This window comes from Acetobacter orientalis, from assembly GCF_000963965.1.
Classification (GTDB): Bacteria; Pseudomonadota; Alphaproteobacteria; order Acetobacterales; family Acetobacteraceae; genus Acetobacter; species Acetobacter orientalis.
The window spans coordinates 161,098-175,450 of the sequence record NZ_BAMX01000006.1; the positions used below are offsets into that span (position 1 = coordinate 161,098).

The 14,353-nt window shown below is 53.2% G+C and carries 9 protein-coding genes; 7 read left to right on the top strand and 2 right to left on the bottom strand.

The annotated features are described in order from the left end of the window. Positions 1-157 precede the first annotated feature (157 nt). From Abor_RS02445 to fusA, 4 genes are all read left to right on the top strand, one after another. Complete coding sequence (locus tag Abor_RS02445; RefSeq protein WP_269471482.1) at positions 158-1,912, top strand: ABCB family ABC transporter ATP-binding protein/permease; 1,755 nt, start codon at positions 158-160, stop codon at positions 1,910-1,912. Between the two features lie 104 nt (positions 1,913-2,016). Beyond that, complete coding sequence (locus Abor_RS02450) at positions 2,017-2,295, top strand: hypothetical protein (protein WP_048840233.1); 279 nt, start codon at positions 2,017-2,019, stop codon at positions 2,293-2,295. A 128-nt stretch (positions 2,296-2,423) separates the two neighbouring features. Continuing rightward, on the top strand, positions 2,424-2,729 hold the full coding sequence (gene rpmB, locus Abor_RS02455; protein ID WP_048840234.1) for a 50S ribosomal protein L28: 306 nt from the start codon (positions 2,424-2,426) through the stop codon (positions 2,727-2,729). Positions 2,730-2,946: 217 nt separating this feature from the next. Continuing rightward, the gene (fusA, locus tag Abor_RS02460) at positions 2,947-5,034 is read left to right on the top strand and encodes an elongation factor G (protein WP_048840235.1); all 2,088 of its coding nucleotides are present in this window, start codon (positions 2,947-2,949) and stop codon (positions 5,032-5,034) included. 675 nt (positions 5,035-5,709) lie between these two features. On the opposite strand, the gene Abor_RS02465 is transcribed toward fusA, so the two are convergent. Together Abor_RS02465 and Abor_RS02470 are read right to left on the bottom strand one after the other, a co-directional pair. Continuing rightward, positions 5,710-7,869 (bottom strand): AsmA family protein, encoded by a 2,160-nt coding sequence (locus Abor_RS02465; protein WP_048840236.1) that lies wholly within the window; start codon positions 7,867-7,869, stop codon positions 5,710-5,712. Between the two features lie 150 nt (positions 7,870-8,019). Then, positions 8,020-10,821: a phosphoenolpyruvate carboxylase gene (locus Abor_RS02470; protein ID WP_048840237.1), complete on the bottom strand. Its 2,802-nt coding sequence runs from the start codon at positions 10,819-10,821 to the stop codon at positions 8,020-8,022. Between the two features lie 122 nt (positions 10,822-10,943). Between Abor_RS02470 and Abor_RS02475 the strand changes: the two genes are divergently transcribed. The 3 genes from Abor_RS02475 to sufB all read left to right on the top strand — a co-directional run bounded on the left by Abor_RS02475 (position 10,944) and on the right by sufB (position 14,343). Continuing rightward, a complete protein-coding gene (locus Abor_RS02475; protein WP_048840238.1) occupies positions 10,944-12,242 on the top strand; it encodes a DUF445 domain-containing protein in 1,299 nt (432 codons plus the stop codon). A 142-nt stretch (positions 12,243-12,384) separates the two neighbouring features. Next, complete coding sequence (locus Abor_RS02480) at positions 12,385-12,849, top strand: SUF system Fe-S cluster assembly regulator (protein WP_048840239.1); 465 nt, start codon at positions 12,385-12,387, stop codon at positions 12,847-12,849. Between the two features lie 3 nt (positions 12,850-12,852). Next, the gene (gene sufB / locus Abor_RS02485; RefSeq protein ID WP_048840240.1) at positions 12,853-14,343 is read left to right on the top strand and encodes a Fe-S cluster assembly protein SufB; all 1,491 of its coding nucleotides are present in this window, start codon (positions 12,853-12,855) and stop codon (positions 14,341-14,343) included. Positions 14,344-14,353: the final 10 nt, after the last annotated feature.

The following is a 14,353-nucleotide window of genomic DNA, read 5'->3' on the forward strand; positions in this document are numbered from 1 at the left end:
AAAGGGTTCTTGCCCATTTATCCGGCTTGTGCAGCACGGAAGCAAGGTGTGGCGGGGTTGCAAAATACAAAAGGCATGGCACATCGGGTATATGTCCCCACGTCAACGTCGCGTTTCCGGTTCGCCCCAACAACCGGCCTCTGTTACGCTCTCGCGCTTGCTGCCCTACCTTTGGCCCCAAGGTAATGCCAGCTTGCGGTGGCGCGTTGTGCTTGTGCTGTGCGTTATGGTGGGGGGCGAGCTTGCCACTCTGGCCGTGCCACTGGTGTATAGCCGCGTGGTTGACCGCTTGTCTCACCCCGTTAGCTTGGCGTGGGCACCGGCGGCTATTATTGTGGGTTATGGGCTGGTCAGGCTTGTATCTGCGGCCCTTACTAACCTGCGAGATGCGTTATTTGCCCCTGTGCGCTTTAGGGTGGCAAGGCAGGCTGCGTTTCGTAGCTTTGAGCATATGCACAAGCTGTCGCTGCGCTTTCATTTAGACCGGCATACAGGCGGCGTTACGCGCGCCATTGAACGGGGTACAGAAGGGGTGGAAACCCTGCTGCGTATGGGTATGTCGCTCTCGCCTACCATATTGCAGGCCGTGCTGGTTGGCGCCGTTATTTGGCGATTATTTGACTGGCAGTATGTGGCCCTTATTGTGCTGATGATTGCGGCCTACATTGTTTTCACCATGAAGTTTACAGCGTGGCGGTTGGGTATTCGGCGGCGTATGAACGACACGAATACAGAAGCAACCGGCAAGGCGTTGGATAGCCTGCTGAATTACGAAACCGTCAAATATTTTGGGAACGAGGCCCATGAGGCCCGCCGGTACGATGAGGCGCAGGCCCGGTATGAGGTAGCTGCACGGACAACGCAATACTCGCTCGGTGCGCTTAACTTTGGGCAGGCCGCCATTATAGCCATAGCCCTTACGCTTATTATGCTGCTGGCTGGGCGAGATGTAGAGGCCGGGCGTATTACCGTTGGCCAGTTTGTTATGGTGAATACCTACTTGCTGCAACTCTATGGGCCGCTTAATTTTCTTGGCTCGGTTTACTCGGCTATTCGCACAGCCATGGTCGATCTTGAGCACATGTTTGGCCTGATAGAAGAAGATATAGAGGTGGCCGACCCTAAAAACCCGCGCCCCATAGCCGCTCATTTACAAGGGGCCGCGCCCGCAGAGGTTGCTTTTAAAGACGTACATTTTGGCTACGGGCCAGAGCGTGAAATTTTGCACGGGGTTAGCTTTACAGCCAAGCCGGGCATGAAGTTGGCCATTGTTGGCTCTACTGGTGCGGGTAAATCAACCATCAGCCGGTTGCTCTTTAGGTTTTACGATGTGTGGTCGGGTGCGGTCATGGTTGATGGTCACGATATAAGAGAATACCGCCAAGCAGACCTACGCGCTGCCATAGGGGTGGTGCCGCAAGATACCGTGCTGTTTAACGACAGCATAGGCTACAACATTGCCTATGGTCGGCTTGGGGCTACCCCAGCCGAGGTAGAGCACGCAGCCCGTCTGGCGCAAATACACGACTTTATTGTGTCTTTGCCAGATGGCTACCAAACGCAGGTGGGAGAGCGCGGGCTTAAATTGTCTGGGGGGGAGAAGCAGCGCGTTGCCATTGCCCGCACAATTTTAAAAGACCCACGTATTCTTGTGCTTGACGAGGCCACCAGCGCACTGGACACACATACCGAGCAAGAAATTCAGGCCGCCCTTAAAACCGTTTCAGCGCGGCGCACAACATTGGTTATAGCGCACAGGCTCTCCACCATTGTTGATGCAGACGAGATTTTGGTGATGGGGCAGGGGCAAGTGCTGGAACGTGGCACCCACGACGCCCTGCTGGCCCAGAATGGGCATTACGCAGCCATGTGGGCTGCACAGGGTGGGGTAGACCATACAGCCACCCCCTAGGTGGCTGGAAAAGACACAGCACAGAGCTAAGCTGCTTTCTGTGCGAATCGTAAGGGCCGGGCGTGAGTAAACGCCTGTGCCAAAACAAAAAGGATGAAGAGTTCATGACAGACACCGCAGCACACGCACAGGCCCCAGAGCAGCACCCAGAAGTACCAGAAGATCTGGCACGCTGCGCCATGGTGATTGAAAGTGCGGTTGAGCATTTAATAAAAGAAAAGCAGCCCCCCTTGGCTATTGCTTCTGCTTTGCTGGGTGGTTCTTTGGGTTTGCTGGCGCGCAGCATGGACAAAGAAACCATTCTCAGTATTCTCGACTCAGCCGCAAATAGCGTGCGCTCAGGCGAAGTTCATGCGTCTACGGGTGCAGAAAACGGCGAATAAATCGAGAAAGCAAGAGGTCAACCCTTGACGGAAGCCGGTTGCTAAGCCATAAGCCGCGCCAATCCTGAATGTGGTCGCCGGGCAAATGTCTCGGCCCTCTGTTTTTTATACTAGACAAGGATGAGACAATGTCCCGTCGCTGCCAGATCACCGGCAAAGGCGTGCTGACCGGCAATAACGTCAGCCATGCCAACAACAAGTCCCGCCGTCGTTTCCTGCCTAACCTGCAGGAAGCGTCACTTATTTCTGAAACGCTGAACGCACCTGTGCGTATGCGCGTTACAACCCGCGGCCTGCGCACCATTGAGCACAATGGTGGTCTTGACGCCTTCCTGACCAGCACGCCTAACCGCAAGCTGCCAGTAGAAGCTCAGGTCATTAAGCGCCGCGTTCTGCGCGCTCAGGCCAAAAAACAGGCAGTCGCTGGCGCCTGATTCAGGGGTTCTGCCTTTCTCTACGGGCTCCGAGTCTGCTTTAAGTAGGCTCGGTTTCTGTGGTTCAGGTGCTTGGTAAGGTATTAAGCATCTTTACGTCTATCGGCCGGTTTCCGGCAGCCGGGTTGTCTGACATAATCAGGCGCCAATACGGTGTTCGGCGGCCACAGGCGCGAAGGAAATTCCATCGCGCCTGACCTGTTTTCTGGAGGTTTTCGTGTCCGCCAAATCCGAACTCTCAAAGATCCGTAATATCGGGATCACCGCGCATATCGACGCGGGCAAGACAACCACGACCGAACGTATTCTGTACTACACCGGTGTGTCTCACAAAATTGGTGAAGTGCACGAAGGTAACACCACCACCGACTACATGGCGCAGGAACGTGAACGCGGTATCACGATTACCTCTGCTGCTGTGACCTCCGTGTGGAATGATCACCGCATCAACATCATCGACACCCCCGGACACATCGACTTCAACATCGAAGTGAACCGCTCTTTGCGCGTGCTCGACGGTGCTGTGTTCATTATTGAAGGTGTGGCCGGTGTTCAGCCTCAGTCTGAAACCAACTGGCGTCTGGCAGACCGTTACAAGGTGCCACGCATCATCTTCATCAACAAACTCGACCGTACGGGTGCAAACTTCTACTACGCATTCGACACGCTGAAAGAAAAGCTGGATATCGTTGCTATCCCGCTGCAGCTGCCGATTGGTACAGAAGACCAGTTTATTGGCGTTGTTGACCTGGTTGAAATGCGCGCAATCGTGTGGGAAGGCGGCGAACTCGGCGCTAAATTCCACTACGAAGAAATTCCGGCTGACCTGAAGGAAAAAGCTGAAGAAGCTCGCCAGAACCTGCTCGATACGGCTCTGTCCGTTGATGAAAAGGCAATGGAAGAGTACTTCGAAAAAGGCGAAGTTTCCGTTGAAACGCTGAAAAAATGCATCAAGAAGGGCACCATCTCTGGTGAGTTCCGCCCTGTTCTGTGCGGTACGGCGTTCAAAAACAAAGGTGTTCAGCCTCTGCTCGACGCCATTATTGACTACCTGCCAGCTCCTGATGACGTTGAAGGCATTCGTTGCGCTCCACCCGAAGGTGAAGAAGAAGACGAAAAAGCACAGCCTATCATTCCGGTTGACCCAGATGGTAAGTTTGCTGGTCTTGCGTTCAAAATCATTAACGATAAATACGGCACGCTTACCTTTGTGCGCGTCTATCGTGGCGTTCTGAAAACGGGTGACACCATCCTGAACACCACAAAAGGCCACAAAGAGCGTATTGGCCGTATTTACCAGATGCACGCTGACAAGCGCGAAGAACTGACCGAAGTTCATGCTGGTGATATTGCTGCTTTCGTTGGTCTGAAAGACACCCAGACCGGTGACACGCTGGCAGACCCATCTGACCCAGTTGTTCTGGAACGTATGAGCTTCCCGATTCCGGTTATCGACATTTCTGTTGAGCCGAAAACGAAAGACGCTGTTGAAAAGATGACACTGGCCCTGCAGAAGCTGGCTGGTGAAGATCCTTCTCTGCAGTTGAAAACCGACCAAGAAACAGGCCAGACCATTCTGTCTGGTATGGGTGAGCTTCACCTCGACATCATCATCGACCGTCTGCGTCGTGAATATGGCGTGGAAGCAAACGTTGGTGCACCGCAGGTTGCCTACCGTGAAACCATCACCAAGCCACACACTGAAACCTATACCCACAAGAAACAGTCTGGTGGTTCAGGTCAGTTCGCTGAAGTGAAAATCGAGTTCGCTCCTCTGGAACGTAACGAAGATATCCACTTCGAAAACAAAGTGGTTGGCGGTACTGTTCCTAAAGAATACATTCCAGCAGTGGAAAAAGGTATTCGTGTTCAGTCTTCTACCGGTGTTCTGGCAGGCTTCCCGACTGTGGACTTCAAGTTCACGCTGCTTGACGGTAAATACCATGACGTTGACTCGTCTGCTCTGGCGTTCGAAATTGCAGCTAAGGCTTGCTTCCGCGAAGGCATGAAGCACGCTGGCCCTGTTATTCTTGAACCAATCATGGACGTGGAAGTAACCACCCCGAACGATCACGTTGGTGACGTGGTGGGTGACCTTAACCGCCGCCGTGGTATGATCCAGAATCAGGAAACCTCTGGGTCTACTGTTATGGTTCGCGCTCATGTGCCGCTGAAAGAAATGTTTGGTTACATTTCTCACCTGCGCTCCATGACCAAGGGCCGTGCGTCCTTCACCATGCAGTTCCACCACTACGACCCGGTACCACGCAACGTGGCCGACGAAATTATGGCTGCGTCCAAATAATTTCGTTTTTCCGAGTTTTAGGAATACAGAAAGGCCGCTCCAATTTGGGGCGGCTTTTTTGTTTGTGCGTTACGGTATTGTGCGGCCTAACTATTAAAAAGACCGCGCTTATTTTTGCGTAGCTATTCTGGAATTTTGGCGCACAAATGCTGGGTGCGGTGGTGTTTGCGCAAGTCTATGAGTGGCTTGGGGGCTCTAATGCACGCTGCTGTAGATGTGCAGCACCGTATGAGGTTGGGCCTGTTGCGGCAAAACCGGTAAAAAGCCTTGAAGCCGTTTCAAAGCAGCAGAGATGAGCGCAGTTAGAGTGCTGTGCTGCGTAATAAGTTTTTGTAGGTACGCTGCTGCTGTAGGGCGGCACACAGCACTGCTTAGGTGTAAATGGTGTAGTTGGGTTGCGTGGGAAGTTTTATGAAGGCGCCACTAAGGCACTGTTTCAGAAAATAAGAGTTGTGAGCTTGCTGTATCGTTTATGGCAAAATGAACAGTAGTACTGTCCTGCCGCTGCTTTATAGGGGCCAAAAGTAAGGCATACAGATTGGAAACGGCATTTTTAGGCTGGCCTTAGCACTCTTTAAAAATCTCTGCGGTATGTCAGCTTAAAGAGTAAGGGCACTAAAAAACCCCACCTCATTATTTTGAGGTGGGGTTTTGTTTGGGCCAATGCGTTACGGTTTATTTGTTTTTCAATTTTGCATCCCATGCGGCGCGTATTTCTGCCGGGGTCATGTGGTGGGGTTTGGCTGCAGGTTTGGGCGTTGCCTGTTTTTTGGTTTTAGGCTGTGTGGCTTTGGCTTTTTGGCTGCCCTTAGCAACTGTGCCGCCTTTTGTGCCAGGTGCGTGAGAGAGTGCGCCGGGGGCTATGCCAGCGGCGGGGTTATTATTAACCTCTTGCACAGCGCGGCTGCATAAAGACTTATCACCCACGCCAAACTGGATGGTGGGCAAGAGGGCGAGAGGAGGGAACACAAACCCAAGCCCTGCTGCGGCTGCGGCTCTTCCTAAAATTTCTGCCCCCGGCAAAACAGTGGGTGATTTAAGGTGCCCATTGATATGAAACGCACCGGGGAGCGAGGCAATGGTTAGGCCTTGTGAGCGTGTTGTAAGCGCATAATCGAGTGTGTTGTTGCGAAAATTGATTGTGCCTTGGCCTAAAGTGCGCGCCTCACCTGTTTCGAGCAGTAAGGTGTTGGTTGAGGCAATGCCATTTTTAAGCGGCATATCGGCAATAAAGCATTTTATGTCTGTATGCGCAGGCAGGCCCAAAGCACTTAAAATGGCGTTACCCAGTTGTAGGCCCAGAATATTGGGTAGAATAGCAGTAATATCGCCCCCTTGGTCGAGCACCAACGTAAGGCCACCATTACCCGCAGCCATAAGGCTGGCAATGGAGTTACCTTTTGCTTTCAACGTCATATGGCCGCCAATAATACCGCGGGCTTTTGAATCTGCTGTGGCCTGCATAATGCGGGCAAGGTCTATACGGGCAAAGTCTATTTTGGCGTCTGTATTAAAGAGTTTGCCGTCGGGTTTGAGTGTGGCTGCACTGGCCAGAGTACCGTTACCCACAGCAAAATTGAGCCGTTTTAGGGTAATGGCACCGTCAGTTATAAAAAACTCTGCGTCTATATTATCGAGTGGTAGTTTTTTGTTTTCAATGTGTGCACCTTTATAGGTGACGTGCGCATTAATAGCGTTGAGCTTGGGAATATTAATGGGGGTATCGGGCAGAACCGTGTTGCTTTTGGCTTCTGCTTTTTCTTCAGCTTTTGTTTTGCTGGGTTTGGCACCAATAAAGCCACCAAGGTCAACCAGATCAACCTGTTTTGAAAACAGGTTGGCGTCTACAGAGAGTGGTTTGTTGTGCGGGTCTACGGTAATGGTGCCGCCAATATCGCTTTGACCCATTTTGCCCTGAAACTCTTTAAACGTAATATGTGTAGGCGTGTAATCGAGCATGCCGGTTACGTTGTAAGCGGGAGTGCGCGGAATAGGCACACCTGTAAGCGGGTACAGCAAAGACATGTCTGGCCCTGCAAAATGTAATTTTAACTGTGCACCACCCAAAACAAGAGGGTGCTCAATCTGGCCTTGTAGGCGTGCTGTGGTGGGGCCGTTCTGAACGTGTAAATCAACTGGGTAGGGGTTTGTGTCTGCCACAAAAGACAGAAGCGCACCGCCAATAAACTGGGCTGTAATAGGCTGCTGCGCGTAGCGGCCTTTGGCGTTTACGGTAATGGTGCCACGGCTTCTGCCTTCGGGGGGCGTTGTCTGCACAGCCATGGTCATATCTGCCTGAAGGGGGGCATGCTGTAGGTGCAGGGTGCCAGAGGTTATGCGTAGCTCACCAATTTCTGGCAGGGTTATTTTAGTGTTTGGTTCAGCGTTTGCGCTTTTGGGGGCCTCTTTGCCATCTTCTGTAAACGTGTAGTTATTCACACCATCTTTGCGGGCCAGAATATCAAGCTGTGGGGTATCAAGCGCAATAAGGGGCAGCCGCAGCGTGTGGTGCCATAGGTAAGACCAGACATCGAGTGAGACACTTAAGCTCTTGGCCTCTGCAAACGGGGCTTTTTCTTGTGCAAAAGTTTGGGGCTGCTCACTGTGTAGCCCTTCTACACGCACCGTGGTGACCCGGCCTAGCGCAACATGCAGGTGGGTTATGGTCGTTTTACGGTGCAGAAATGCTGTAGCGCGGCTATTAACCAAAGGCACAAACCAGTCCCAAGACCAAAAGACAATAAGCAGCACCAAGGCCAGAGCAAAACAGGCCAAGCCAGTTAAAACGGGGTGCTTTTTGGCGGGGCTAAGAAGTTGGGGTGTTTGTGTGGTCATGACAGCCCTCCGATACCATGGAACGTAAAGAGAGGGCTGTTGAAATGCTGTCTGTATGCCATGACCTGACCGTTTGAAAAATAAGGACTCTATCAGGTCATAAAAACGTATGGCGTGGAAAGTTGGTTCCGGTGAAACGGAGGAACTTTCTTAGCCGAAGGCGCCTATTTCATGCATAATGGCAACACTAATCTCGTGCATAAGCTCGTAAAGCTGACGCATCGGAATAAAGATTGTCTGATGCTCGCGGTTATACAGGCTTTCTTCACGCAGGCCTGTGGGTTCATGAAAATCGAGAGTGGAGACGGTCGTTCCTGCAGAGAAAATGGTGTCCATTTCTTGCAAGACCCCCGGTATGTCTAGGCACAGAATTTGCTGCATCATAACATCGTGGTTAAAGCCGCTGCGGGGCATAAAGTAAGGTATATTGCAGGCCAGCAACCAAATGCGCTCAATCAGGGCAATACGTATGGCATGCAGCGCGCGCAGCCTGTCTGAGCCATGGGGGGCATCTTCCCATGCTTCGCGCACGGCAAGGTGGTCTGCCTGAATACGGCGGAACATGGCGTGCAGGTCTGAGGAGAACCCGAGTTTTTCAAGGTCTTTCATAATAGCAAGAAAGGCCGTGCGCTGGTGCCGCTGTGGGGCATGCGTTGCGCGGTCTAGCCAGAAATCTGGGTCGAGCAGGTGAATAACGGATTTTAACACCCGGTCATCTGATACGGTGAGCGCATGGCGTGCGAAGTCGAGCGCTCTGTGAAAGCGCGGGCTTGAGGTATTGAACGTTTCAAACGTTTCGGGGTGGCGCAGTATGGCAGCGCCAAGGCCCTGTAGCGTGTTAGCGCACCAGCCAAGCTGTTGCAGAATGGCGTTATTAGGTATGGCGCGTAGCTGGCTGGGGTGGCTGATACGGCTACGGTTTGCGCTTTCTGCACTCTGGCGTGCAGGGGGGCGGGAGCCTGTGCGGTCTATAAGGGCAGGGCCAAAGGCCCCCAGCAAGGCGGCATAGCCGGGGTCTTCAACAAGGCGTGTCATGCCTTCGGCAATGCTTGAGAAAAAGTCTGATGAAAAATCAGGCTGCTCATATACCGGGTCTGCTTCGGCCTGAAGCGGCGTGAACAGGTACTCGGCAATGGTTGCCACCGTGGCCCCGGCTAGGTCTGGGGTGCCAAAGAGCAGGTAGCCGTCGCCTCCCTGAAAAGCGGTTTCTTCTCGGCAGACCATGCCGGAGGCTGCAAATTTGGCGCGGGTATAGTGGGGTGAGAGGTAGCTTAACCGGTCAGAAAGCCTAAAGGGGTGCGCCCCACGGCCAATACTTTCACCATGCGTGTCAAAAAACACGACGGTAATGTCTTTTAAGCCCCATTGTGCCAACAGGTCATGAATGCGCAGGCGCAGGCGCTCAATAAGGTTAGTGGCGGCAAGCTGGCCAATATAACGCCCCGAGTCTGAATACCCGAACTGGAAGCAGATACGCCCCATGCGCTGCACATAAGCGCGCCATGCGGGGGAGCGTAGGGCTTCTTCTACAATGCGGTCGCCATTTTTCATGGCGTCTTCTGTTTCAAAGAGGGGGGAAATTTCTAGCTTGTCGGCAATGCCAAAATAGTGAGCCGCCCATAGAGCAGACAGTAACGTGTAACCGCTTTCTGTTTCGGCAATTAGAAACCGGACTGGTGTGTCAGAATCGATATGTTTGAGAATCTGCGCCACTGTCATCATTAAGCGGCCAGCGGTTGAGGGGTCACCTAACAAAGACCCAAAGTCGACCGGTACGGGTTTTACCTGTTCCAGCGCCTCGTTTACGCGGGCGAGTAGGGCGCGGCGGTGGGCTGGGTTATCTGGGGTGTCCAGAATGTCCAGCTTTTGGCGTACAAAATTATGCACCTGTGTGGCGTTAAGGCGCACATGGGTGTGCGCTAGTGCCAAGCCGTGCGCTAAAAAGCCTGCGCGTGCTACAGCAAGCGGCAGTTGTGCCGCTTGGGGGGCAGCGTCAATAAGGGCTTGCAGATCTGTTGCTAGGTCAGACGCGGCGGTGAGTGCTGTGCCGTGGCTATTCACCAGTTTATCTGCAAACTCGGCTACCGCTTGGGGGCATGGGCTGTCTGGCGTGGCGTCAATTTGGCCACACACGCAGGTAATGGCTTGGTTAAGCCGTGTATGTAGGGCGGTGGCAGCAGGGGCATGCTGGGTAAGGTGGTGTTTAAGGCGCTCTAGTTGAAACAATTTCATACGCAGGCGCAGGCGTAGCGTGTCCCACCAGCCAATATCTGTGCGGCCGTCTGTGTCGTAGCCAACCCAGCTTGTGGCAATAATGGGGGTAGGGGCAAGAGTTTGCCACTCGGTTGGCCATTCTTGCCGGGCGGTGCTGAGCAGCACAGCGTTAAGCTGGTCCATAGCATCACGCGCGCGGGTGATGGCTTGTGTGGCCAGCGTGAATTCTTCGTTCAGGGTTGGTGGGGCTACCCTGCGGTGGGTTTCAAAAAAAGGTGCTGTTTCGGGCAAAAGCGGTTGAGAAGCGCACTCAGCCAGTGCGCTGTAAACCGTGTTATCCAGTGCAAAGGTGGGGTGTGCGGTAAAGACCGCAGCAAAGCGCGTGGGGGTAAGGGCCGCATTAAAGGCTTGGGCTGTATGCTCAGGCAGGCTGGCAATAAGCTGGGCGGTACTCTCATGCAGCCTTTGCTGGGTGCTTTGGGGTGTTGTGCCACCAACATAGCGGTGCAGGCGGCCTGCGCGGCGCAGAAACGCGGTATCACGTATGCGCTGTATCTGTTTGGTAATGTCTTGCGTATGCAAAGTGCCGGTTGCAAGGGCATGGGCAACGCTTTGTGCCGCAGCGGTTACGGGGTTTGAGGTCTCAATACAGACCGCATCTTCTGGGGTGTTAAGGAGCGGTCTAAGGAATGCTTGAAACGCTTCAGGGAAAACCGAGAGGTCAAAACGAGGAGCCATCTGCAATTACACTTATTGTTGTTAGGCAAAGGTTAGAAAGAACAGTTTCATGTCTGGGCCTACTCAGCAACAGGCTTCACGCACTCTTGGGGTGAAAGGCTGAGAGTGCTATCGAGTTAAGCATGACATCGTATCCTGAAAGTGACGCAGATAAAGCCGCCCGCCAAACCCTAAAACGCTACCAGCGCGGGGCAACCGGACTGCTGGTTTTTATGGGTGGGCTTACCGTTGCAGGCTATGCAGCCCCTGCTGCGGGCTGGGTGAAAGATGGCTTTTGGCTTGAAATGCTGCGTGCGGGTGCGCGTGCAGGTGTGGTTGGCGGGCTGGCAGACTGGTTTGCTGTGGTGGCCCTATTTAGGCACCCTTTAGGCATACCTATTCCGCACACTGCGATTCTCCCTGCCCAAAAAGAGCGTTTGGGCCGCGCCTTGGGGCGGTTTGTTTCTGGGCAGGTTTTTACAGAAAAAGAAGTGTCGCGCGTGTTGGCGCAGGTCGATCTGCCAACTTTCTTGGCGAATATGATGGACGACCCCGCAACGCGCGAGACCATTACCCGCTCTCTTTTGTCGTCCATGCCGCAAATGCTCGACAGGTTGGAAGATGGGCGGGCCAGCACGGCCATAAGCAAAGCCTTGCCGCGCTTGTTGGGCGGTAACAATTTGGCCCCTATTGTGGCCAAAGCCCTACGGAGCCTTGTAGATGATGACCGCCACCAAGAAGTGCTGTCTTACTTTTTAAGCCAGATAAAAGATGGTTTGCAGGCCAAAGAAGGGGCCTTGCGCAGCATGATTGAAGACCGCGTGCGAGAGCAGGGCGGGCGGATTTTAGGCTGGGCGATTGGTGGGTCTATTGCTACCCGGGTTTTGATGGCGGCCAGTAAAGAGCTGGAGCGCGTTGACCCCCAAAATTCAAGCCTGCGTGAAGGTTTTACCACATGGGTACGCGGCCAGATTGACCGCATTGAAACAGACCCCGAGCGCGGGGCCGAAATTTCACAGACCGTTATGGGCGTGCTCTCACATGAGAGTGTGACCGTATGGTGGGGGGACATATGGCAGCGTTTCCGGCGCATGGTAGAGGCCGACGTTGAAGACCCAGATGGCCGCATTGCCTCGGTTATTCAGGAGGCCTTGGCTGGTATGGCGCAACAGGCCCGGCACGATGCCGTTTTGCGGCACAAGATTATGGAAAGCGTGAACAAAGCGGTCTTTAAGGCGTTACCTTTTGTACGGGAACAAATGGCAGACTTTATTGCCAAGGTCGTTGCCGGGTGGGACGCCGTGCAAATTGCTGAAAAGCTGGAACTGCGTGTTGGTAAAGACCTCCAGTTTGTCAGGTTTAACGGCACGTTAGTCGGATTCGGGGTGGGGGCATTACTGTTTGCCATCTTGAGAGGGTTGTTTGGCATTAACGCCCAGTAAGGGGTGATGGCCCTGAGTTGCAGCACACATCACGTTTGCGCGGTATGCCAGATTGGTGTGGTTTTGGGTTGACGTTTACAGGACTTCGTCCCATGTGTCTCAAACAGGACCTAACAGGTCTCCAATCAGGTGATGCAGGATAATGCTGAAACTTTCCCGGCTGGCTGACTACGCGGTCGTTATACTTGTTAATCTTGGCGACCAAGATGGTGTCGTGACTTCTCCGTTTCTGGCATCAGAAACGGGCGTGCCCGAGCCAACGGTTGCAAAAATTCTCAAAGTGCTTTCGGCCAACAAGTTTGTGCTGTCCCAGCGGGGGGCAAAAGGCGGCTACCGCTTAGCACGCCCCTTGGCTGAAATTTCGGTAGCAAGCGTTATTTCTGCTGTTGATGGCCGCATTGCCCTGACCGCCTGTGTTGAAGGTGGGGAGTGTGATGCCGGAGTATCCTGCGGGCTATGCGGCAGTTGGGATACGATCAATAAAGCCATCAGAGATACACTTGAAGCCATCTCTCTGGAGACCATGCGGCAGAACAGCACATGTGGCTCTGCCCTGATGGCAAAAAACCAGTTTGGTGGTGTTAGCACACGATGTGGAGGGGCTTGATCTATGCCAGCAGTGACAGAAACCCGCGAAGCGGTCGAAAAACTGGGGCAATCCTCCTACAAATGGGGGTTTGAGACCGATATTGATATGGATCTCGCCCCTAAAGGCTTGAATGAAGACACCATTCGTCTGATTTCTGCCCGTAAGGAAGAGCCAGAGTGGCTGCTTGAATGGCGCTTGGCCGCCTACCATGCGTGGCTGCAAATGGAAGAGCCCAAATGGGCCAAGGTGGCGTACCCACCCATCGATTATCAAGATGCCCATTATTACGCGGCCCCCAAGAAAAAGCCCGGCCCCAAATCTTTGGACGAAGTCGACCCTGAACTGCTGCGTACCTATGAAAAATTGGGTATTCCGTTGCATGAGCAGGCTATGCTGGCTGGCGTAGAAGTGCCAGAGGGTGAAGAAGCCCGTATGCCTGTAGCGGTTGATGCCGTGTTTGACAGTGTGTCTGTGGTCACAACCTTCCGCAAAACGTTGGAAGAAGCAGGCGTTATTTTTTGTCCTATTTCAGAAGCGGTAAAAGACCACCCAGACTTGGTACGTAAATATCTGGGCAGTGTTGTACCCACGGGCGATAATTTTTACGCCGCACTCAATTCTGCGGTGTTTACGGATGGCTCCTTTGTCTATGTGCCCAAAGGGGTGCGTTGCCCCATGGAGCTTTCAACCTACTTCCGTATTAATGCGCGTAACACAGGGCAGTTTGAACGCACCCTGATTGTGGTGGAAGACGGTGCCTCGGTTTCTTACCTTGAAGGCTGCACCGCCCCTATGCGCGATGAAAACCAGCTACACGCGGCTGTGGTTGAGTTGGTGGCTATGGAAGATGCCTCCATCAAATATTCCACCGTGCAGAACTGGTACCCCGGCGATGAAAATGGTCGTGGCGGTATTTATAACTTTGTGACCAAGCGTGGCGCATGCCGTGGTGCTCGCTCCAAAATATCTTGGACACAAGTTGAAACTGGCTCTGCTATTACATGGAAGTATCCGTCCTGCATTTTGCAGGGTGAAGGTTCTGTGGGTGAGTTTTACTCGGTTGCGGTGACAAACAACCACCAGCAGGCAGATACCGGCACAAAAATGATTCATATTGGGCGCAATACGCGCTCAACCATCATTGCTAAAACCATTAGTGCCGGTAAGTCAGACAGTACTTACCGTGGGTTGGTGCGTGTGCTGCCTAAAGCTTCTGGCGCACGTAACTTTACGCAGTGCGATAGCTTGTTGATTGGCGACCAGTGCGGGGCGCATACCGTGCCCTACATTGAAAACCGGAACATGAAGGCCCGTATTGAACACGAGGCCACGACGTCCAAAATTTCAGAAGACCAACTGTTCTATTGCCGCCAGCGTGGCCTGTCTGAAGAAGACGCCGTGGGGCTTATTGTGAACGGCTTCTGCCGAGACGTCTTAAAAGAGCTACCCATGGAATTTGCGGTAGAAGCTCAGAAATTGTTGCAGATTAGCCTTGAAGGCAGCGTAGGGTAAGGGAGTGCAA